Source organism: Burkholderia cenocepacia (assembly GCF_014211915.1).
Taxonomy (GTDB): Bacteria; Pseudomonadota; Gammaproteobacteria; order Burkholderiales; family Burkholderiaceae; genus Burkholderia; species Burkholderia orbicola.
Window position 1 is genome coordinate 1590027 of sequence record NZ_CP060039.1, and the last position, 19529, is coordinate 1609555.

The 19529-nt window shown below is 66.0% G+C and carries 22 protein-coding genes; 15 read left to right on the plus strand and 7 right to left on the minus strand.

Annotated elements, in window-relative coordinates; all coding sequences use genetic code 11:
- Positions 1-41 precede the first annotated feature (41 nt).
- Positions 42-965 (plus strand): histone deacetylase family protein, encoded by a 924-nt coding sequence (locus SY91_RS07455; RefSeq protein ID WP_023475828.1) that lies wholly within the window; start codon positions 42-44, stop codon positions 963-965.
- A 37-nt stretch (positions 966-1002) separates the two neighbouring features.
- On the opposite strand, the gene SY91_RS07460 is transcribed toward SY91_RS07455, so the two are convergent.
- Positions 1003-1911 carry an alpha/beta hydrolase gene (locus SY91_RS07460; RefSeq protein ID WP_023475829.1) on the minus strand — a complete coding sequence of 303 codons (909 nt, stop codon included), beginning with the start codon at positions 1909-1911 and terminating at the stop codon, positions 1003-1005.
- Positions 1912-2127: 216 nt separating this feature from the next.
- Here SY91_RS07460 and SY91_RS07465 point away from each other — a divergent pair, with 216 nt between their 5' ends.
- The 5 genes from SY91_RS07465 to SY91_RS07485 all read left to right on the plus strand — a co-directional run bounded on the left by SY91_RS07465 (position 2128) and on the right by SY91_RS07485 (position 6559).
- A complete protein-coding gene (locus SY91_RS07465; RefSeq protein WP_006476560.1) occupies positions 2128-3162 on the plus strand; it encodes a methionine ABC transporter ATP-binding protein in 1035 nt (344 codons plus the stop codon).
- Entirely contained in the window at positions 3152-3805 is a 654-nt protein-coding gene (locus SY91_RS07470; protein ID WP_006476559.1) for a methionine ABC transporter permease, read from the plus strand. Before SY91_RS07465 ends, SY91_RS07470 begins: the two co-directional genes overlap by 11 nt.
- 28 nt (positions 3806-3833) lie before the next feature.
- On the plus strand, positions 3834-4628 hold the full coding sequence (locus tag SY91_RS07475) for a MetQ/NlpA family ABC transporter substrate-binding protein (RefSeq protein ID WP_023475830.1): 795 nt from the start codon (positions 3834-3836) through the stop codon (positions 4626-4628).
- 229 nt (positions 4629-4857) lie between these two features.
- Entirely contained in the window at positions 4858-5607 is a 750-nt protein-coding gene (locus SY91_RS07480) for an electron transfer flavoprotein subunit beta/FixA family protein (protein WP_006496532.1), read from the plus strand.
- A gap of 16 nt (positions 5608-5623) precedes the next feature.
- On the plus strand, positions 5624-6559 hold the full coding sequence (locus SY91_RS07485) for an electron transfer flavoprotein subunit alpha/FixB family protein (protein ID WP_023475832.1): 936 nt from the start codon (positions 5624-5626) through the stop codon (positions 6557-6559).
- Positions 6560-6882: 323 nt separating this feature from the next.
- Here the strand turns inward: SY91_RS07485 and SY91_RS07490 are convergent, their stop codons facing one another.
- Positions 6883-8169 carry a D-amino acid dehydrogenase gene (locus SY91_RS07490; protein ID WP_011544898.1) on the minus strand — a complete coding sequence of 429 codons (1287 nt, stop codon included), beginning with the start codon at positions 8167-8169 and terminating at the stop codon, positions 6883-6885.
- Positions 8170-8314: 145 nt separating this feature from the next.
- Between SY91_RS07490 and SY91_RS07495 the strand changes: the two genes are divergently transcribed.
- Entirely contained in the window at positions 8315-8803 is a 489-nt protein-coding gene (locus SY91_RS07495; protein WP_012492860.1) for an Lrp/AsnC ligand binding domain-containing protein, read from the plus strand.
- 90 nt (positions 8804-8893) lie between these two features.
- Positions 8894-10072 (plus strand): PA0069 family radical SAM protein, encoded by a 1179-nt coding sequence (locus tag SY91_RS07500; protein WP_043887312.1) that lies wholly within the window; start codon positions 8894-8896, stop codon positions 10070-10072.
- A gap of 51 nt (positions 10073-10123) precedes the next feature.
- Here the strand turns inward: SY91_RS07500 and SY91_RS07505 are convergent, their stop codons facing one another.
- The gene (locus tag SY91_RS07505) at positions 10124-10591 is read right to left on the minus strand and encodes an NINE protein (RefSeq protein WP_023475835.1); all 468 of its coding nucleotides are present in this window, start codon (positions 10589-10591) and stop codon (positions 10124-10126) included.
- A gap of 111 nt (positions 10592-10702) precedes the next feature.
- The gene (locus SY91_RS07510; protein ID WP_043887314.1) at positions 10703-11842 is read right to left on the minus strand and encodes a PQQ-dependent sugar dehydrogenase; all 1140 of its coding nucleotides are present in this window, start codon (positions 11840-11842) and stop codon (positions 10703-10705) included.
- Between the two features lie 152 nt (positions 11843-11994).
- Here SY91_RS07510 and rpsP point away from each other — a divergent pair, with 152 nt between their 5' ends.
- The 6 genes from rpsP (at position 11995) to SY91_RS07540 (ending at position 16124) form a co-directional block, all read left to right on the plus strand.
- Positions 11995-12249, plus strand: a complete 255-nt coding sequence (gene rpsP / locus SY91_RS07515) for a 30S ribosomal protein S16 (protein ID WP_006476550.1) — start codon at positions 11995-11997, stop codon at positions 12247-12249.
- Between the two features lie 42 nt (positions 12250-12291).
- Positions 12292-12969, plus strand: a complete 678-nt coding sequence (rimM, locus tag SY91_RS07520) for a ribosome maturation factor RimM (protein WP_023475838.1) — start codon at positions 12292-12294, stop codon at positions 12967-12969.
- Position 12970: 1 nt separating this feature from the next.
- On the plus strand, positions 12971-13765 hold the full coding sequence (gene trmD, locus SY91_RS07525; protein WP_006476548.1) for a tRNA (guanosine(37)-N1)-methyltransferase TrmD: 795 nt from the start codon (positions 12971-12973) through the stop codon (positions 13763-13765).
- A gap of 133 nt (positions 13766-13898) precedes the next feature.
- Positions 13899-14291: a 50S ribosomal protein L19 gene (rplS, locus tag SY91_RS07530; RefSeq protein WP_006486838.1), complete on the plus strand. Its 393-nt coding sequence runs from the start codon at positions 13899-13901 to the stop codon at positions 14289-14291.
- Positions 14292-14378: 87 nt separating this feature from the next.
- Complete coding sequence (locus SY91_RS07535; protein WP_043887322.1) at positions 14379-15065, plus strand: CoA pyrophosphatase; 687 nt, start codon at positions 14379-14381, stop codon at positions 15063-15065.
- A 120-nt stretch (positions 15066-15185) separates the two neighbouring features.
- A complete protein-coding gene (locus SY91_RS07540; RefSeq protein ID WP_043887323.1) occupies positions 15186-16124 on the plus strand; it encodes a CobD/CbiB family protein in 939 nt (312 codons plus the stop codon).
- Between the two features lie 77 nt (positions 16125-16201).
- Here SY91_RS07540 and SY91_RS07545 read toward each other — a convergent pair whose 3' ends face one another.
- From SY91_RS07545 to SY91_RS07555, 3 genes are read right to left on the minus strand one after another with little or no spacing between them, the layout of a single operon-like run.
- The gene (locus SY91_RS07545) at positions 16202-16519 is read right to left on the minus strand and encodes a putative signal transducing protein (protein WP_011351362.1); all 318 of its coding nucleotides are present in this window, start codon (positions 16517-16519) and stop codon (positions 16202-16204) included.
- 56 nt (positions 16520-16575) lie between these two features.
- Complete coding sequence (gene rsgA, locus SY91_RS07550) at positions 16576-17517, minus strand: ribosome small subunit-dependent GTPase A (RefSeq protein ID WP_023475842.1); 942 nt, start codon at positions 17515-17517, stop codon at positions 16576-16578.
- Positions 17514-18773 carry a M48 family metallopeptidase gene (locus SY91_RS07555; protein WP_011544904.1) on the minus strand — a complete coding sequence of 420 codons (1260 nt, stop codon included), beginning with the start codon at positions 18771-18773 and terminating at the stop codon, positions 17514-17516. The genes rsgA and SY91_RS07555 overlap by 4 nt, the downstream gene beginning before the upstream one ends.
- A gap of 126 nt (positions 18774-18899) precedes the next feature.
- On the opposite strand from SY91_RS07555, the gene orn reads away from it, so the two are divergent.
- Positions 18900-19520, plus strand: a complete 621-nt coding sequence (gene orn / locus SY91_RS07560; RefSeq protein ID WP_006476541.1) for an oligoribonuclease — start codon at positions 18900-18902, stop codon at positions 19518-19520.
- Positions 19521-19529 lie beyond the last annotated feature (9 nt).

Below are 19529 nucleotides of genomic sequence, written 5' to 3' on the forward strand. Positions count from 1 at the left end.
ACGGAGACCTGCGGCGCACCGTGCGCCGCGGACGACAGCTTATGGCAACCGCTTTCTACACGCACCCCGACTGCATGCTGCACGAGATGGGGGAATGGCATCCGGAATGCCCGGCCCGCCTGTCGGCGATCCAGGATCAACTGATTGCGAGCCGCATCGACGACCTGATCGTGCACGAAACCGCGCCATTCGCGAGCGAGGTCGCGCTGGGTCGCGTGCATACGCAGGCGCACATCGACTACATCCGGAGCATGACGCCGGTCGACGGTCACGTCGAGATCGATCCCGATACGCTGATGAATCGCGACACGTGGCGCGCGGCGCTGCGCGCGGCCGGCGCCGCGATCGCGGCGACCGACGCGGTGATCGAAGGCCGCTATGCGAATGCGTTCTGCGGCGTCCGTCCACCCGGTCACCATGCGGAACCCGCGCGCGCGATGGGCTTTTGCTTCTTCAACAATGTCGCGATCGCCGCGCGGCATGCACTCGACGTACACGGCATCGAGCGTGTCGCGATCATCGATTTCGACGTGCACCACGGCAACGGCACCGAGGCGGCGTTCGCGAACGACGAGCGCGTGCTGATGTGCAGCTTCTTTCAGCATCCGCTGTATCCATTCTCGGGCGTCGATCATCAGGCGCCGAACATGGTCAACCTGTCGATGCCCGCGCGCAGCAACGGGATGGCGATCCGCGAAGCCGTCGACATGTTCTGGCTGCCGCGCCTCGATGCGTTCAAGCCGCAGATGCTGTTCGTGTCGGCCGGGTTCGATGCGCATCGCGAGGACGACATCGGCAATCTCGGCCTCGTCGAGGCCGACTTCGAATGGCTGACCGCACAGATCGTCGACGTGGCGCGCCGACATGCGCAGGGCCGTATCGTCAGCTGCCTCGAGGGCGGCTACAACCTCTCCGCGCTCGGGCGCAGCGTCGTCGCGCACCTGCGCGTGCTGGCCGGGATCTGATTCCCGGTTGGCCGGCCCGGGCCGCGACCCGGCGCGCTCAGCGCGCCGGCACGCGCGCGTGAATCCACGCGATGAGCGCGTCGATTACGCGGTCGCGTTCGAGATCGTTCATCGTTTCGTGGAAGCCGCCGTCGTACAGCGTCAGCGTACGGTCGGGCGAGCCGACACGCGCGCCGAACGCGCGGCTGCCGTCGGGTTCGGTGAGCTTGTCCTCGGTGCCGTGATAGACGAGTACCGGCACGCGCAGCGCGCCGCGGCCGTTTTCGATGCGCGTCATCGCGTCGAGAATCTCCGCGCCGGTGCGTGCGGGCACCGCGCCGTGATGCACGAGCGGATCGGCGCGATTGGCCGCGACGATGGCTGGATCGCGCGACAGCAGGGCCGCATCGATCCTGATCGCGGGGAAAGTGGGCCACACACGGCTGATGATGCGGCTGACCGCGAGCATCCAGCGCGGCACGTCGCGCCCGGGTGCCAGCGCCGGACTCGACAGCACGAGGCCCGCCAGCGCGTGGCCGCGAGCCGGCGCGCGTTCGATCGCGTAGAGCGCCGCGACCGCGCCGCCCATGCTGTGCCCCATCAGGAAGAGCGGCGCCGCGCCGCGCGCGGCTTCGGCGACCAGCGCATCCGCATCGTTCAGGTAGTCGTCGAAACGCTCGAGCCACACGCGCTTGCCGGGCGACTGGCCATGCCCGCGCAGATCGACCGCCAGCACGTCGATGCCGGCCGCGTTCAGCCGGCCGGCGAGCGTGGCATAGCGGCCCGCGTGCTCGGCGAGGCCGTGCACCAGCGCGATCGTCGCGCGCGGCGGTACGGTGCCGTCGCTTGCCGGCCAGCGGTACGACGCCAGTTCGAGCCCGTCCGCGGTACGCAACCGACCCATCCGCGGCGCGGGCGCCGATCCGGCGGTGGCGGGCACGGCGGCCGGTGTGGTGGTGGCGCTCATCTGGCGGGTCTCCTGTTCGTTGGTCTGCGTTTCGCGATCATAGTCGCGCCCTCCCGCGCGGGCTCAGCAGTGCCCCTCTAATTTCGTCTGGTTATGAAAAGATCGAAATCGATTATTAAGGGGAATGAGGGGTTTGCGGTAAAATCGCCGGCTATTCCAGATGCATCGGCGGCCGACTGGCGGGCCATCTCGCCGGCCGGCCGCCGTTTTGTTTACATGATCGAATTACGCAATCTCTCGCAGCGTTTCCCCGGCCCGGGCGGTTGGGTTGAGGCGCTGCACAACGTCAACCTGACGATCCCGCAAGGCGAGGTGTTCGGCATCATCGGCCGAAGCGGCGCCGGCAAGAGCACGCTCGTGCGCACCATCAACCTGCTCACGCGGCCGACCGAAGGCAATGTCGTCGTCGGCGGGCGTGATCTGACGCTGCTGTCGGCCGGCGCGCTGCGCGAAGCGCGCCGCGAGATCGGCATGATCTTCCAGCACTTCAACCTGCTGTCGTCGCGCACGGTGTTCGACAACGTCGCGCTGCCGCTGGAGCTGGCCGGCGCGAGCCGTGCCGACATCGAGGCCGCCGTGCTGCCGCTGCTCGACCTGGTCGGGCTGTCCGCGCAGAAGGATCGCTATCCGTCGCAGATCAGCGGCGGGCAGAAGCAGCGCGTCGGCATCGCCCGCGCGCTGGCGAGCCAGCCGAAGGTGCTGCTGTCGGACGAAGCGACGTCCGCGCTCGATCCCGAAACCACGCGTTCGATTCTCGACCTGCTGAAACGCATCAATCGCGAGCTCGGCCTGACGATCGTGCTGATCACGCACCAGATGGAAGTGATCAAGCAGGTCTGCGACCGCGTCGCGGTGCTCGACGCGGGGCGCGTGGTCGAGGAAGGCCGCGTGATCGACGTGTTCCTGCAGCCGCATCACGAAGTGACGCGTGCGCTGATCGGCGACGTGATCGCGCAGGAACTGCCGCCCGCGCTGAAGGCGCGCGTGGCCGAGCGGTTGAAGACGGGCCGCGGGCATCTGCTGCGGCTCGCGTTCACGGGCTCGGGGGTTGACCAGCCGATCCTGTCGGAGACGATCCGCCGGTACGAACTCGATTTCAACATCCTGCATGGCCAGATCGACGAGATCCAGGGGCAGGCATTCGGTTCGCTCGCGGTGCTCGCGGGCGGCGAGCCGGGCAAGGTCGGGCAGGCGCTCGCGTTCCTGCGCGAGCAAGGTGTGGTGGTAGAGGAGCTTTCGTATGTTGAGTGAGATGTTCGATATGTTCGTGCAGTCGTTCTGGGAGACGCTGATCATGGTCGGCATCTCCGGGGCGGTCGGCGCGCTCGTCGGCCTGCCGCTCGGCGTGCTGCTCTACCTGACCGATCGCCAGGGCGTGCTGCAGAACCTCGCGGTGAATCGCGTGCTCGGCGGCATCGTGAACGCGGTCCGCTCGACGCCGTTCATCATCCTGCTGGTCGCGGTGATCCCGTTCACGCGGCTCGTCACCGGTTCGTCGATCGGCACGGCCGCGGCGGTCGTGCCGCTGACGCTCGCGTCCGCGCCGTTCATCGCGCGTCTCGTCGAAACGGCGCTGCGCGAGGTCGACCGCGGATTGATCGAGGCCGCGCAATCGATGGGCGCGACCACGTCGCAGATCGTCTTCAAGGTGTTGTTGCCCGAATCGCTGCCGGGCATCGTCGCGGGCCTGACGATCACGTTCGTGTCGCTGGTCGGCTATTCGGCGATGGCGGGCGCGATCGGCGGCGGCGGGCTTGGCGATCTCGGTATCCGTTACGGTTACCAGCGCTATCTGCCGGAAGTGATGTGGACGGTCGTCGCGATCCTGATCGTGTTCGTGCAGATCGTGCAATCGTTCGGCGACTGGCTGGTGCGCCGGTTGAGCCACAAATAAGACCAACCGATCCGACAGGGGAGAAACGATGCAACGACGCTTCATGCTGAAATTCGCGGCGGCGCTGGGTGCGGCCGTGCTGTTCGCGGGCGCGCAGGCCCACGCCGAAACCATCAAGGTCGGCGTGACGGGCGGCCCGCACGCGCAGATCATGGAAGTGGTGAAGAAGGTCGCGTCGAAGGACGGCCTGGAGATTCGCATCGTCGAATTCTCCGATTACGTGCAGCCGAATGCCGCGCTCGCGTCGGGCGACCTCGACGCGAACAGCTACCAGCACGATCCGTATCTGCAGGCGCAGGTGAAGGATCGCGGCTACAAGCTGATCAAGGTCGCCGATACCGTCACGTTCCCGATGGGCATCTACTCGAAGCGCGTGAAGTCGCTGGCCGAACTGAAGCCGGGCGCGCGCATCGCGGTCCCGAACGATCCGACCAACGGCGGCCGCGCGCTGCTGTTGCTGCAGAAGCAGGGGCTGCTGAAGCTGCGCGCGGATGCGGGGCTGAAAGCGACGCCGCTCGATATCGTCGACAATCCGCGCAAGCTGAAGATCGTCGAACTCGACGCGGCGCAGATTCCGCGCTCGCTCGGCGACGTCGACGCGGCCGCGATCAATACCAATTACGCGATGGAAGCGGGGTTGAAACCGAAGCAGGACGCGATCGCGATCGAGGGCCCGAGCGGCCCGTACGCGAACATCCTTGCGATCCGTGAGGGGGACCGGAACAAGCCGTGGGTCGCCAAGCTGATTGCGGCGTATCACTCGGCCGACGTGAAGCAGTTCATCGAAGGCAAGTTCGGCGGCGCGGTCATCGCCGCCTGGTAACGGGGCGGAGCACGGGACGCCCGGCGGGATTAGAGTCGATGATCGAAAACCCGGGCTTTGCGTCCGGGTTTTTTCTCTTTTAAAATAGAACGACCGTTCGCTATCATTGGCGCGTCGCCAAGAAGCGGTATCCTCGACAACCATCATGGTTGGGTCCGCCTGGCCGCGCAGTCATGAGGCCTCGCTATAAAATGGCCTCTGGTCGTATTCGTAACTTTGGAGCGTGTGCATGAAAATCCTGGTGCCAGTGAAAAGAGTGGTCGATTACAACGTGAAGGTCCGCGTGAAGTCGGACAACACGGGCGTCGACATCGCGAACGTGAAGATGTCGATGAACCCGTTCGACGAAATCGCGGTGGAAGAAGCGGTGCGCCTCAAGGAAGCAGGCGTCGCGACCGAAGTGATCGCGGTGTCGGTGGGCGTCACGCAAGCGCAGGAAACGCTGCGCACGGCGCTGGCGATTGGCGCGGATCGCGCGATCCTCGTCGAGTCGAACGACAGCGTCGAGCCGCTGGCCGTCGCGAAGATCCTGAAAGCGCTGGTCGACAAGGAACAGCCGCAGCTGGTGATCCTCGGCAAGCAGGCGATCGACGACGATTCGAACCAGACGGGCCAGATGCTGGCTGCGCTGGCAGGTCTGCCGCAAGCGACGTTCGCGTCGAAGGTGACGGTGGCCGACGGCAAGGCAACGGTCGCACGCGAAGTCGACGGCGGCGCGGAAACGCTGTCGCTGACGCTGCCGGCGGTCGTGACGACCGACCTGCGCCTGAACGAGCCGCGCTACGTGACGCTGCCGAACATCATGAAGGCAAAGAAGAAGCCGCTGGAAACCGTGAAGCCGGAAGACCTCGGTGTGGACGTCGCACCGCGTCTGAAGACGCTGAAGGTGGTCGAGCCGCCGAAGCGCGCAGCCGGCGTGAAGGTGCCGGACGTGAAGACGCTGGTCGAGAAGCTGAAGACCGAAGCCAAGGTGCTGTAAGAGGGAGCGGAAAGAAATGACGATTCTGGTGATTGCAGAACACGACAACGCGTCGATCAAGGCCGCGACGTTGAACACGGTGGCGGCGGCCGCGAAGATTGGCGGCGACATCCACGTGCTGGTCGCGGGCCACAACGCGCAAGCGGCTGCCGACGCGGCAGCGAAGATCGCAGGGGTGTCGAAGGTGCTGCTGGCCGACGCGCCGCAGCTGGCCGAAGGCCTGGCGGAAAACGTCGAGGCGACCGCGCTGAACATCGCGAAGGACTACTCGCACATCCTCGCGCCGGCCACGGCCTACGGCAAGAACATCGCGCCGCGCATCGCCGCGAAGCTGGACGTCGCGCAGATCTCGGACATCACGGCAGTCGATTCGGCCGACACGTTCGAGCGCCCGATCTACGCGGGCAACGCGATCGCGACGGTGCAGTCGAGCGACCCGATCAAGGTCATCACGGTGCGTGCGACGGGTTTCGATTCGGTGGCAGCGGAAGGCGGCAGCGCATCGGTCGACAAGATCGAAGCAGCGGCAGACGCCGGCAAGTCGCAGTTCGTGAGCCGTGAGGTAACGAAGCTGGACCGTCCGGAACTGACGTCGGCGAGCATCATCGTGTCGGGCGGCCGCGGTCTGGGCAGCGGTGAAAACTACACGAAGGTGCTGGAGCCGCTGGCCGACAAGTTGTCGGCAGCGCTCGGCGCATCGCGCGCGGCAGTCGACGCCGGCTACGTGCCGAACGACTACCAGGTCGGCCAGACCGGCAAGATCGTCGCGCCGCAGCTGTACATCGCGGTCGGCATCTCGGGTGCGATCCAGCATCTGGCCGGCATGAAGGATTCGAAGGTGATCGTCGCGATCAACAAGGATCCGGAAGCACCGATCTTCAGCGTGGCCGATTACGGCCTCGTCGGCGATCTGTTCTCGCTCGTGCCGGAGCTCGTGACCGAGCTCGGCTGATGCGGCGGGACGCTTCGGCGGTAAGCATGTAGCACGAGGGGCGCGATGAGCGCCCCTTTTTGTTGTGTCCTCGCTGAAGAGGTGTGCGCGTCGTTCGCCCGGACGATCCGCGATTGCCCGGTGCCGAGCGGAACGCATCGTTGTGCACGTACGTCCGTCCGGCAGCGTCGATTCGCTCGACGCGCGACAAGCGTCCTGCACGCGTCGACCGAAGCCTCGTGCCGAGCGGGCGCTCGCACGCGCAGTGGCCGAAACGAAAAAAGCGCCCGAGAGCGCCTTTTTCGCTGATGCAACGAGCCCGCATCGCCGCGGGCCGTTCCGATTTACGCGTAGGCCGGGCGCGTCTGGCCCGGCGCGTCCTTCAGGTAACGATGCACCGACAGGTCGTCGGCCTGGATTGCCGGCTTCTTCCCGGAGATCAGGTCGGCGAGCAGTTGGCCCGAGCCGCACGACATCGTCCAGCCGAGCGTGCCGTGGCCGGTGTTCAGGAACAGGTTCGACACCGGCGTGCGGCCGACGATCGGCGTGCCGTCCGGGGTCATCGGGCGCAGGCCCGTCCAGAACGTGGCCTTCGACGTGTCGCCGCCGCCCGGGAAGAGGTCGTTTACGCACATCTCGAGTGTCTCGCGGCGCGCCGCGCGCAGCGTCTTGTCGAAGCCGACGATTTCCGCCATGCCGCCGACGCGGATGCGCTGGTCGAAGCGCGTGATCGCGATCTTGTAGGTCTCGTCGAGCACTGTGGACACGGGCGCGGCCGCTGCGTCGACGATCGGCGCGGTGATCGAATAGCCCTTCAGCGGATAGACGGGGATCTTCATCAGGTTCGAGATGAAGTTCGTCGAGTACGAGCCGAGCGCGACGACATACGCATCCGCGCGCACCGTCTCGCTGCCGCACTGCACGCCGGCGATCTTGCCGCCCGCGATCGCGAGCGCATCGATCGGCGTGTTGTAGCGGAACTTGACGCCGAGCGATTCGGCGAGCGCGGCGAGGCGCGTCGTGAACAGCTGGCAATCGCCCGTTTCGTCGCCCGGCAGGCGCAGGCCGCCCGTCAGCTTGTGCGAGACGGCGGCGAGCGCCGGTTCGGCATGCTTCAGTTCGGCCGGCGACAGCAGTTCGAACGGCACGTTCGCTTCCTGCAGCACGGCGATGTCCTTCGCCGCGCCGTCGAGCTGCTGCTGCGTGCGGAACAGTTGCAGCGTGCCGCCCGTGCGGCCTTCGTACTGGATGCCGGTATCGGCGCGCAGCGCCTGCAGGCAGTCGCGGCTGTATTCGGCGAGACGGACCATCCGGCCCTTGTTGACTGCATAGCGCTCGGCCGTGCAGTTGCGCAGCATCTGAACCATCCACTGGAGCTGGAAGCGCGTGCCGTCGAGGCGGATCGCGAGCGGCGCATGCTTTTCGAACATCCATTTGACGGCCTTCAGCGGCACGCCGGGTGCGGCCCACGGCGCCGCATAGCCGGGCGAGATCTGGCCTGCGTTCGCGAAACTGGTCTCCAGCGCCGGGCCGGCTTCCCGGTCGATCACCGTGACTTCATGGCCGGCGCGCGCGAGGTAATACGCGCTTGCCACGCCCACTACACCGCTGCCCAGAATGACGACTCGCATAGCTGCTCCAGATCGAAGGAATCAGGTCGAGGCCGGGCGCACCTGCGGCTCCGTGTAACCTCTAGCTGATCTAGTTTTTTGCGCTATGGTATTGTCGAATGTGCAGTTTTTGTTATTGTATTTTTCTGGTTTTCAGCATAAACAAATGAGAACGCAACGTCAGCCCGTACGCTCGCTCGACAAGCTCGACCGACGCATCCTGAAATTGCTCCAGGACGACGGCCGGATGGCGATGAAAGACCTCGCGGAACAGGTCGGCCTGACCGTCACGCCGTGCATCGAGCGCGTGCGGCGCATGGAGCGCGACGGCGTGATCACCGGCTATCACGCGCGGGTCGATCCGGGCCAGTTGGGGGCCGCGCTGCTGGTGTTCGTGGAGATCACGCTCGGCCACAAGGGCGGCAACATGTTCGAGCAATTCCGCCGGGAAGTGATGAAGATCGACGAGGTGCTCGAATGCCATCTCGTCTCCGGCGATTTCGACTACCTGATCAAGGCGCGGATCGGCGAGATGGCCGACTACCGGAAACTGCTGGGCGACATCCTGCTGCAGTTGCCGGGCGCCGTGCAGTCGAAGAGCTATGTCGTGATGGAGGAAATCAAGGAAACGTTGACGATCGCCGTCGGCGAGTGACGCGACGGCGGTTCGCCGTCGGGCCCTTTATCCCGCCCTTGGCATGCTGCACGCAATACTGTATAAATGTACAGTATTGGGCGCAGGCGAATGGGTGGGCACATGGACGATCGGTCCGACAACGAATTTCCGATAGCGCCGCCCGTGCCCCGCAAGGGGCGCGGTGCGGTCGACAACCTGCAGGGGCGGTATGAAATCGCGCAGCGCGAGGCCGTGGACGACGGCTGGACGCACGCGTCCGACGATGCCGATTTCCCCGCGCCGCTGCGCACGCAGGTATTCGAGGAGCGGGCGAAGAGCATCCTGACGCGTAACCAGTCGCCCGATATTCCGTTCAGCGTGTCGCTCAATCCGTATCGCGGCTGCGAGCACGGTTGTATCTACTGCTTTGCGCGGCCGACGCACAGCTACCTCGGGCTGTCGCCGGGGCTCGATTTCGAAAGCCGCATCTATGCGAAGGTGAACGCGGCTGAACTGCTCGAGCGCGAGATTTCGCGCAAGCGCTACGTGCCGGAACCGATCGCGCTCGGCGTCAATACCGACGCGTACCAGCCGGTCGAGCGCGACCTGCGCATCACGCGCAGCGTGATCCAGGTGATGCACGATCGCGGGCTGCCGTTCGCGGCGATCACGAAGTCGTCGCTGATCGAGCGCGATCTCGACCTGCTCGCGCCGATGGCCGAACGCGGGCAGGTGATGGCGGCGGTCACGATCACGACGCTCGATGCCGAGCTCGCGCGCACGCTCGAGCCGCGCGCGGCGACCCCGGCGCGGCGGTTGCGCACGATCCGCGCACTGCGCGATGCGGGCGTGCCGGTCGGCGTGAGCATCGCACCGGTGATCCCGTTCGTGACCGAGCCCGACATGGAGCGCGTGCTGGAGGCCTGCGCGGAAGCCGGCGCGACGCATGCGAGCTACATCATCCTGAGGTTGCCGTGGGAGGTCGCGCCGCTGTTCAAGCAGTGGCTTGCCGCGCATTTTCCCGATCGTGCGGAGCGCGTGATGAACCGCGTGCGCGACATGCGCGGCGGCAAGGATTACGACTCGGATTTCTCGAAACGGATGAAGGGGGAGGGGATCTGGGCCGACCTGTTGCGGCAGCGCTTCCGTCAGGCGGTCAAGCGGCTCGGGTTGAACGAACGCACGAACGGCATTCTCGATCTGTCGCGGTTCAGCAGTGCGCCGGCTGCAGGGGGGCCGACGCCGCGTGTCGCGGTTCGTTCAGCGGGCGCGAAGTCGCGCGACGACATGCAGTTGAACCTGTTCTGACCGGCAGGCAACGCAGTTGGCGGCGAGCCGTATCGACCGTATTGGTCGTGCTTACTGCGAAATCTGCTTGGCTGCTTCGACCTGCGATTCGAAGTATGTTTGGAACGACAGCGCGAGCGCGGTCATCAACAGGAACGCGCCGATCAGCAGCGAGAAAATCACGACGAAGATCACCGTCCAGCCCGACTGACTGTGCTTGCCGGTGTCCGCGTTGAATTGCGCATCCCATTTTTCGTCGGGGCGCAGCCCGTAGACGAGTGCGGCGAGGAACGCCGCCAGCAGCGAGATGGCGCCGGGTACCGCGAGCCACCAGCCGAGGCCGGCGCTGCGTTGGGTTGCGGCGAGCAGCAGGAAGCCCGGGATGCCGACGATCGTGGCGAGCAAGTGGGCCCAGCCGTACACGTCGCGAAAGCCGTACAGATAGAAGCGGTGCGCGCCGATCGACCCGAGCAGGAACGCGAGGGCGGCGGTGAGCGTCTTGGAGCGGAAGCGGCGGGGCGATGCGGTGCTGCTGGACATGGATGGCGGCGTGTTGTCGTTGGCATGGGCGGGGCCGGCAGGCCGGCGCGGGCGCGCGGCCCGGCACGCATTCTACGATGCCCGGTCGGGCCCGGTCACCCCTCGGCTGCGTCAAGGTGCCGCATAAGTCACGCGGTAGATCGCGCCCGCGTAATCGTCGCTGACGAGCAGCGATCCGTCGGGCAGCGGCAATACATCGGCCGGGCGTCCCCATACCGTGCCGTCGGGCCGCAGCCACCCCGTGACGAACGGTGTCTGCTGAGCGTGGCTGCCGTCCGCCGAGACGACCACGCGCATCACGCGGTAGCCGACCTTCGTGCTGCGATTCCACGAGCCGTGTTCGGCAATGAAGACATTATTGCGATACGACGCCGGAAACATCGGCCCGGTGTAGAAGCGCATCCCGAGCGCCGCGACGTGCGCGCCGAGTTTCAGGACGGGCGGCACATAACGTCGGCAGACGTCGGCGCTGCCGAATTCGGGGTCGGGCGTATCGCCGCCGTGGCAGTATGGAAAGCCGAAATCGAGGCCGGCGCGCGGCGCGCGGTTCAGCTTGTCGTCCGGTACGTCGTCACCCATCATGTCGCGCCCGTTGTCGGTGAACCACAGCTCGCCCGACTCCGGGTGCCATGCAAAGCCGACCGTATTGCGTATGCCGCGGGCGACCACTTCGCGCCCGCTGCCGTCGGCATTCATCCGCGCGATGATCGCGTAGCGATTGCGATCGGGGAGGCAGACATTGCACGGCGCGCCGGTCGGCACGTACAGCTTGCCGTCGGGGCCGAACGCGATGAATTTCCAGCCGTGATGGTGGTCGGTCGGCAGCGCGTCGGTCACGACGACGGGGGCGGGCGGTTTTGCGAGCCGGTCGTCGATATGATCGAGGCGCAGGATGCGCGAGACGGCGGATATATAGAGGGCGCCGTCGCGGTAGGCGACGCCGACGGGCAGGTCGAGCCCGGACGCGACGACATAGTGCGCATTGATCCGGCCCTCGTGCATGACGAACGCGTGGACGCGGCCGTCCCGCGAGCCGACATACAGGATGCCGCGTGGCGACCACGCCATTTCGCGCGCGGCCGGGACGGCGTCGGTCAGCACGTCTATATGGAAGCCGGGCGGCACGACGAGTTCGCTCACCGGCAGCGGCGCGGCAAACGCCCGTGCGGACGCGAGGCAGGCAAGGCCGGCCAGCAGCGCCGCGACTTGGCGCTGGACGCGGTGCATCGGGGTGGCGCGAAGGGGCGGCATGACGGTCGGGAACGTCCTGGACACGACGATTGTATGCCCGGCGGACGGGCCGTCCGCGGTTTTTTACGCGTAAGTGTTTGTTGTACCTCTGGTTTCCGGCTATAATCGCGTGTTTCAGTAGTTTCGAACCCGGTTTTCCCGAAGGACATCATATGGTTATCATCCGTCTGGCTCGTGGCGGCTCGAAGAAGCGCCCGTTCTACAACATCGTTGCTACCGATTCGCGCAACCGTCGTGACGGCCGCTTCATCGAGCGCGTCGGCTTCTACAACCCGGTCGCCACGAAGGGCGAATCGCTGCGTATCGCTCAGGATCGCCTGACGTACTGGCAAGGCGTTGGCGCGCAACTGTCGCCGACCGTCCAGCGTCTCGTGAAGGAAGCGCAAAAGGCGCAACCGGCTGCCTAACATGGCACGGTGTGCCGGTCGTGCCGGCTGTGAGGTGCATTGATGGCGGGTCACGATTCCGGTAATGCAAGGCGCGGGCGTGCGTCATTCGGCGCATTCGTCCGCAAGCCGGTCGAGCGCGACTCGGTCGCGAACGCCGGTCAGGCTGTCGAACAAGGCAGTCCCGAAGCGACGCAGGCCTGGCCCGACGATGCCGTCGAGGTCGGGGCGGTGGTCGACGCCTACGGCCTGAAGGGCTGGGTCAAGGTGGCGACGCATGCCGATGCCGGTCGCGGCGGCGACGCGCTGCTCAACGCGCGTCGCTGGTGGCTGGAACGCGGTGCGGAGCGGCTTTCCGTCCGCATCATGCAGTCGAAGACGCACAGCGACACTGTCGTTGCGCAACCCGCGGGCGTCAGCGACCGCGATGCTGCGCTGTCCATGCGCGGTTTTCGCGTGTTCGTGCGCCGGGAAGATTTCCCGGCACTCGCCGCGGACGAATTCTATTGGGTCGACCTGATCGGTCTCGAGGTCGTCAACGAGCAATCGGTGGCGCTCGGGAAGGTGAGCGGGATGATCGACAACGGCGTGCATTCGATCATGCGTGTCGAGTATCCGGCAACCGGCAAAGACGGTCAGCCGACCACCGACGAGCGGTTGATTCCGTTCGTCGGCGTCTACGTCAAAACGGTGGATCAGGCGGCGCGTCGCATCGTCGTCGACTGGGAAGCCGATTACTGAAATGAACCAGGTTACCGAGAGCGCGGTGCAGTTCGACGTCGTCACGCTCTTTCCCGAGATGTTCCGTGCACTGACCGACTGGGGAATCACCAGCCGGGCCGTCAAGCAGGGGCGCTTCGGGTTGCGCACCTGGAACCCGCGTGATTTCACGACGGACAACTACCGCACGGTCGACGATCGTCCGTACGGCGGTGGTCCGGGCATGGTGATGCTGGCCAGGCCGCTCGAAGCCGCAATCGACGCCGCGAAAGCGGCGCAGGCGGAGCAGGGTATCGCGAGCACGCGCGTCGTGATGATGTCGCCGCAAGGCGCGCCGCTCACGCACGATCGCGCGGTGCGGATGGCGCAGGAACCCGGCGTCGTCGTGCTGTGCGGTCGCTACGAGGCGATCGACCAGCGCCTGCTCGACCGTTGCGTCGACGAGGAAATCAGCCTCGGCGATTTCGTGCTGTCGGGCGGCGAGCTGCCGGCGATGGCGATGATGGATGCAGTCGTGCGGTTGCTGCCCGGCGTGCTGAACGATTCGTTGTCGGCCGTGCAGGACAGCTTCGCCGATGGCCTGCTCGATTGTCCGCACTACACGCGCCCCGAGGAATACGACGGTGTACGCGTGCCGGACGTGCTGCTCGGCGGGCATCATGCCGAGATCGAGAAGTGGCGGCGCCAGGAAGCATTGAGGAATACGTTGCGGAAGCGGCCGGACCTGATCGTCCGGGCGCGCCGCGAAAAGTTGTTGAGCCGGGCCGACGAGGCCTGGCTCGCGAACCTCGCACGCGAAGCGAAGGACGCCTCCTGAGGCGGCTGCGCGAGCGGGAATTGGCGGTGCCGTACATGCGTGTGCGGCGCCTGATGTGAATCCATCCTCTATCGGGGCCAGGCCTGGAAGCAGGCGGGTGTCAACGCCGACACGATGGCATAAGGAGTCAGTAATGAATCTGATCGCAAAACTTGAGCAGGAAGAAATCGAGCGCGCGCTCGCCGGCAAGACCATCCCCGATTTCGCCCCGGGCGACACGGTGATCGTGAACGTGAACGTGGTTGAAGGTAACCGCAAGCGCGTTCAGGCTTACGAAGGCGTCGTGATCGCGATTCGCAATCGTGGTCTGAACTCGAACTTCATCGTCCGCAAGATCTCGTCGGGCGAAGGCGTCGAGCGTACGTTCCAGACGTACTCGCCGCTGCTGGCAAGCATCGTCGTGAAGCGTCGCGGTGATGTGCGTCGTGCGAAGCTGTACTACCTGCGCGAGCGTTCGGGCAAGTCGGCTCGTATCAAGGAAAAGCTGGTGTCGAAGGATCGCGCCGCAGCAGCTTCCCAAGAGTAAGAGCTGTAAGGAAAAAGCACCCACCCGGGTGCTTTTTTCATTCTGGCGCGACAATATGCTCGATACGACACGAACCCGAGAGCCCCATTGAATCGCCGCCCCATCATCGATCCCGAAGTCTTGCCGGTCGAAGGCACCGGTGCCGGCCTGCCTGTCATCGATTCCCGGTTGCTGACGCCGTCCGGCCTGCGCGAACGTTTCGCACGCACGCTCGAATGGAGCGTCGAGCCCGGCGAGGCGAGGCTGCAGGAGGGCGTCGATCCACGTAGCGCGGCCGTTCTCGTGCCGCTCGTCGTCCGCGAGTCGGGCCTCACCGTGCTGCTGACGCAGCGCGCCGATCACCTGAACGACCACGCCGGGCAAATCAGTTTTCCCGGCGGCCGGCGCGAGCCGTTCGACCGCGATGCGACCGCCACCGCACTGCGCGAGGCGAAGGAAGAGATCGGACTGGACGCCGAACGCGTCGAGATTCTCGGTGTGCTGCCCGACTACCTCACCGGCACGGGTTTCTGCGTGACGCCGGTCGTCGGCCTCGTGCATCCGCCGTTCACGGTGCAGGCCGACACCTTCGAAGTCGCCGAGATTTTCGAAGTGCCGCTCGCGTTCGTGATGAATCCCGCGAACCATCAGGTCCGCGTGTTCCGGTGGGAAGGCGGCGAGCGTCGTTTTTTTGCCATGCCCTATCCGAACGGCGAGTCGGGCGGGCATTACTTCATCTGGGGCGCAACTGCCGCCATGTTTCGCAATCTGTATCGCTTCTTGGCCGCCGGCTAGGCGGGCGTGCCGGCTGGCGCGTGCGAGCTGCCGTCGGGCCACTGCACCGGCAGCCATGCGCGGCTGACGCTGTGCTATCGTTATGCAAAAAATGACATAACTCCGAAGACGGCGCCACGCATGACTTTCTTTTCGGTTCTCCTCGCTCTCATCATCGAACAGGTCCGCGCGTTGTCGCCGAGCAATCCGGTGTTCGCGCTGTTCCAGTTTCATGCGGAAACCGTCGCGCATGGCCTCGACGCCGGCAAGCAGAAACACGGGCTTCTCGCATGGCTCGCGGTCGTGCTGCCGTGGGTGCTGATCGTCGCGCTGATCTATTTCCTGCTGTACAAGGTGAGCTTCGTGCTCGCGTTCCTGTGGAACGTCGCCGTCGTGTATTTCACGCTCGGCTTCCGTCAGTTCAGCCACTACTTCACCGATATCCATCTCGCGCTCAACAACGACGACGTACCGCGCGCGCGCGAAATCCTGCACGAGTGGACGGGTATCGACACGGTCGACATGCCGGTCGGTGAAATCGTCCGCCATACGCTGATCCATGCGGTCGTCGCGTCGCATCGCCACGTCTTCGGCGTGTTCTTCTGGTACGTGCTGCCACTCGGCCCGGCCGGCGCCGTGCTGTACCGGATTTCCGAATACCTCGCGCGCAGCTGGGCGACGCCGGGCGAGGACCGCACGGTCGCGTTCTCGACGTTCGCGCAGCGCGCGTTCTTCGTGATCGACTGGATTCCGTCCCGACTGACGGCGCTCGGTTTCGCGATCGTCGGCAATTTCGAGGATGCGATCTACGCGTGGCGCAACCATACGCGCCAGTGGCCCGACCCGAACGACGGCGTATTGCTGGCCGCCGGCAGCGGGGCGCTCGGCGCGCGTCTCGCGGGGCCGCTCGCGGAACCGTCGAGCCTCGATGCGCTGGCGGTCGGCGACAGCGGTCCGTTGACGGTCGGTGACGATTGCACGCCGCGCACGCTGCAGTCGGCGGTTGGTCTCGTATGGCGAGCGGTGATTCTGTGGATGATCCTGCTGTTGATGCTGACGCTGGCCGTCTGGGTATCGTGACGCGCTAGCGCAGCGCGCGACGAAATGAAAAGGCCGGCTCGATGCCGGCCTTTTCGCTGTGCGCCAGGAGAGTACGTTCAGTCATCGAGCGGGTCGCGCACGGCGCCGCATTGCCAGCACGCGGTGAATTGCGCTTCGAGCGCTTCGCCGCATTGCCGGCAGCGCCAGGGCGCCGCGCCCGCCGACGGGCCGTGCGACGCGGCATCGAGCAGCCGGCGGGCGAGCGCGTCGTCACGTTCGTCGTCGAGCCACAGCTCGGGCGTGCATGCATCGGCGGGCAGGCCGCCGAGCGCGCCGGTCGCGTAGCAGTTGTGCAGCTCGCAACCGATGCCGGCCACCTGAAGCACGTTGGCCCAATGCTGCGCGGTCGCGAGGTCGGGTGCCTTGAAACGCATCGCGGCTCCTGTCGATGAAGGCCTGCCGCCAGCCGGCCGTCGCACACGTCGCGCGGTCAGCGGACGATCTGGCTCGCCTCGTGCACGAGCTGCGCGTAAAGCGCGTGCCGCGACGGCGCGATGCGGCCGTCGGCGACGGCTTCGAGGATCGCGCAGCCGGGCTCGTGCAGATGATGACAATTATAGAAACGGCAGTCCGCGAGCAGCGGCCGGAATTCCGGAAACGCGCGTTCGAGGCGGCCTTCCGTCAAGTGGTAGAGGCCGAATTCCTGGAAGCCCGGCGAATCGATCAGCGCACCGCCGCCTTCCAGCGGGTACAGGCGCGTGAACGTCGTCGTGTGACGGCCGCTGTTGAGCGCGGCCGAAATCTCGCGGGTCGCGGCTTCGGCATCGGGTACGAGCAGGTTCACGAGCGTGGATTTGCCCATCCCGGACTGGCCGAGCAGGATCGTCGAATGGCCGGCCAGGTGCGGCATCAACTGCGCGCGTGCATCGTCCGGCGCACCTTTCACCGACAGCTCGAGCGCGTCGTAGCCGAGCGCGCGGTACGGCGCAAGACGCTCTCGCGCGACCGGCAGCGCGGTCTCGACGTCGATCTTGTTCAGCACGACGAGCGGCTTCAGCTCGTTCGCTTCGGCGGCGATCAGCGCACGGCCGAGCAGATCCTCGCTGAAATAGGGCTCGGTCGCGAGCACGATCAGCAACTGGTCGAGGTTTGCCGCGAACAGCTTCGACTTGAACTGGTCGGAGCGGTACAGCAGGTTACGCCGTTCGCCGATCTCCACGATCACGCCCTGGTCGGCCGACGCGAGTTCGTATGCGACGCGGTCGCCGACCGCGATGTCGCTCTTCTTGCCGCGCGGGAAGCATTGCAGCATCGGGCCGCCGTCGTCGGGGGCGACGATGTAGTGGCGGCCGTGCGCCGCGATCACGCGGCCTTCGGCCCGTTGCGCGCCCGATGCGCGCGGGGCCGGCTTGCGGGAAGTCGGCCGGCTCATGCGTGCTGCAGCAGGCGATCGATCCGCTGCGACGCGGGCGGATGCGAGTAGTAGAAGGCCGTGTAGACGGGGTCGGGCGTCAGCGTCGATGCGTTGTCCTCGTAGAGCTTCACGAGCGCGCTGACGAGATCCTGCGCGTCGGTCTGGCTGGCCGCGAACGCGTCGGCCTCGAATTCATGCTTGCGCGACGTCAGGCTGCTGAACGGCGTCGCGAAGAACAGGAATACCGGAATCGCGAGGAAGAACAGGATGAGCGCGGCGCCTGCGTTGCTGGTGTCGAGCGATGGCGTGACGCCGAGCCCCGTGTAGAACCACGTGCGTTGCGCGAGCCAGCCGAGCAGCGCGAGCAGCACGAGGCTCAGCACGAACGACACGAGCATCCGTTTCATCACGTGGCGGCGCTTGAAGTGGCCGAGTTCGTGCGCGAGTACGGCTTCGATCTCCTGGCCGGACAGGCGCGCGAGCAGCGTGTCGAAGAACACGATCCGCTTCGATGCGCCGAAGCCCGTGAAATACGCGTTGCCGTGCGCGGAGCGGCGGCTGCCGTCCATCACGAACAGCCCCTTGGCCGCAAAGCCGCAGCGCTTCATCAGCGACTCGATGCGCGCGCGCAGCGCGTCGTCCTTCAGCGGCTCGAACTTGTTGAAAAGCGGCGCGATGAAGGTCGGGTAGATCAGCAGCACGAGCATCTGGAACGCGACCCACACGATCCAGGTCCACAGCCACCACAGGCTGCCGGCCTGGTTCATCAGCCACAGCACGACGAACAGCAGCGGCAGGCCGAGCACGGCGCCGAGCAGCGAATTCTTCAGCATGTCGGTGAAGAACAGCCGCTTCGTCATCCGGTTGAAGCCGAAACGCTGCTCGATGCCGAACTGGCGGTAATACTCGAACGGCACGTCGATCACGCCCGTGATCACGAGCACCGCGGCGACCAGCGCGACCTGCTGCCCGTAGCCGCGGCCAAGCCAGCCGGTCAGCAGCGTGTCGAGCGCGCCGACGCCGCCGAGCAGCGTGAGGCCGACCAGCACGGCCGCGCTGACGACGATCTCGAGCATCGTCAGCCGGGTGCGCTCGACCGTGTAGTCGGCCGCGCGCTGGTGGGCGGTCAGCGGGATGGTGGCGCTGAACTGCGCGGGCACGCCGTTGCGGTGCGCGGCGACGAAGCGGATCTGCCGCGACGCGAGCCACAGCTTGGTGACGACCATCGCGAGTACGGCGATCGCGAACAGCAGGGTGAACGAAAAGGGTGACATCGAAGGCGCCAAAGGGTTCTATGCGAGAATTATATGTTCTTGCGGACCGGCCCCGCTGATGCGATGCCGGCCGCCCGGGCGGCGCTGCATCGGCGAGGCCCGGTCCGCCATTTGCCAGGATGAATCATGACCGATACCGCCGCTTCCGCCAGCCAGCCCGCGCTCGTGCGCAACGAGTTGAACCTCGTCTGGCTCGACATGGAGATGACGGGCCTCGACCCGGATAACGACCGCATCATCGAGATCGCGGTCGTCGTGACCAATTCCACGCTCGACATCGCCGTCGAGGGGCCGGTGTTCGCGATCCACCAGAGCGACGAGACGCTCGCGAAGATGGACGACTGGAACAAGTCGACGCACGGCCGCTCGGGCCTGATCGACCGCGTGCGCGCATCGACCGTGACCGAGGCGGAAGCCGCCGCGCAGTTGCAGGCGTTCCTCGCGCAGTACGTGTCGCCCGGCAAGTCGCCGATGTGCGGCAACTCGATTTGCCAGGACCGCCGCTTCATGGCGCGCTGGATGCCGGAATTCGAGCGATTCTTCCACTACCGCAACCTCGACGTCAGCACGCTCAAGGAGCTGTGCCGCCGCTGGCAGCCGGCCATCTACAAGGGTTTCCAGAAGCGGGCGATGCACACGGCGCTCGCGGACATCCACGAGTCGATCGACGAGCTGAAGTACTACCGCGAGCATTTTCTGATTCCGGCCGCGTCGGTGTCGGCAGGCGAGTCCGCGCCGGCCGCCTGAGCGGGCCGG

What these genes read in the sequence shown, in the direction of transcription:
- SY91_RS07455 (WP_023475828.1), top strand. Translation starts at nt 42, where the DNA reads ATGGCAACCGCTTTCTACACGCACCCCGACTGCATGCTGCACGAGATG.
- SY91_RS07460 (WP_023475829.1), bottom strand. Translation starts at nt 1,911, where the DNA reads ATGAGCGCCACCACCACACCGGCCGCCGTGCCCGCCACCGCCGGATCG.
- SY91_RS07465 (WP_006476560.1), top strand. Translation starts at nt 2,128, where the DNA reads ATGATCGAATTACGCAATCTCTCGCAGCGTTTCCCCGGCCCGGGCGGT.
- SY91_RS07470 (WP_006476559.1), top strand. Translation starts at nt 3,152, where the DNA reads ATGTTGAGTGAGATGTTCGATATGTTCGTGCAGTCGTTCTGGGAGACG.
- SY91_RS07475 (WP_023475830.1), top strand. Translation starts at nt 3,834, where the DNA reads ATGCAACGACGCTTCATGCTGAAATTCGCGGCGGCGCTGGGTGCGGCC.
- SY91_RS07480 (WP_006496532.1), top strand. Translation starts at nt 4,858, where the DNA reads ATGAAAATCCTGGTGCCAGTGAAAAGAGTGGTCGATTACAACGTGAAG.
- SY91_RS07485 (WP_023475832.1), top strand. Translation starts at nt 5,624, where the DNA reads ATGACGATTCTGGTGATTGCAGAACACGACAACGCGTCGATCAAGGCC.
- SY91_RS07490 (WP_011544898.1), bottom strand. Translation starts at nt 8,169, where the DNA reads ATGCGAGTCGTCATTCTGGGCAGCGGTGTAGTGGGCGTGGCAAGCGCG.
- SY91_RS07495 (WP_012492860.1), top strand. Translation starts at nt 8,315, where the DNA reads ATGAGAACGCAACGTCAGCCCGTACGCTCGCTCGACAAGCTCGACCGA.
- SY91_RS07500 (WP_043887312.1), top strand. Translation starts at nt 8,894, where the DNA reads ATGGGTGGGCACATGGACGATCGGTCCGACAACGAATTTCCGATAGCG.
- SY91_RS07505 (WP_023475835.1), bottom strand. Translation starts at nt 10,591, where the DNA reads ATGTCCAGCAGCACCGCATCGCCCCGCCGCTTCCGCTCCAAGACGCTC.
- SY91_RS07510 (WP_043887314.1), bottom strand. Translation starts at nt 11,842, where the DNA reads ATGCCGCCCCTTCGCGCCACCCCGATGCACCGCGTCCAGCGCCAAGTC.
- rpsP (WP_006476550.1), top strand. Translation starts at nt 11,995, where the DNA reads ATGGTTATCATCCGTCTGGCTCGTGGCGGCTCGAAGAAGCGCCCGTTC.
- rimM (WP_023475838.1), top strand. Translation starts at nt 12,292, where the DNA reads ATGGCGGGTCACGATTCCGGTAATGCAAGGCGCGGGCGTGCGTCATTC.
- trmD (WP_006476548.1), top strand. Translation starts at nt 12,971, where the DNA reads ATGAACCAGGTTACCGAGAGCGCGGTGCAGTTCGACGTCGTCACGCTC.
- rplS (WP_006486838.1), top strand. Translation starts at nt 13,899, where the DNA reads ATGAATCTGATCGCAAAACTTGAGCAGGAAGAAATCGAGCGCGCGCTC.
- SY91_RS07540 (WP_043887323.1), top strand. Translation starts at nt 15,186, where the DNA reads ATGACTTTCTTTTCGGTTCTCCTCGCTCTCATCATCGAACAGGTCCGC.
- SY91_RS07545 (WP_011351362.1), bottom strand. Translation starts at nt 16,519, where the DNA reads ATGCGTTTCAAGGCACCCGACCTCGCGACCGCGCAGCATTGGGCCAAC.
- rsgA (WP_023475842.1), bottom strand. Translation starts at nt 17,517, where the DNA reads ATGAGCCGGCCGACTTCCCGCAAGCCGGCCCCGCGCGCATCGGGCGCG.
- SY91_RS07555 (WP_011544904.1), bottom strand. Translation starts at nt 18,773, where the DNA reads ATGTCACCCTTTTCGTTCACCCTGCTGTTCGCGATCGCCGTACTCGCG.
- orn (WP_006476541.1), top strand. Translation starts at nt 18,900, where the DNA reads ATGACCGATACCGCCGCTTCCGCCAGCCAGCCCGCGCTCGTGCGCAAC.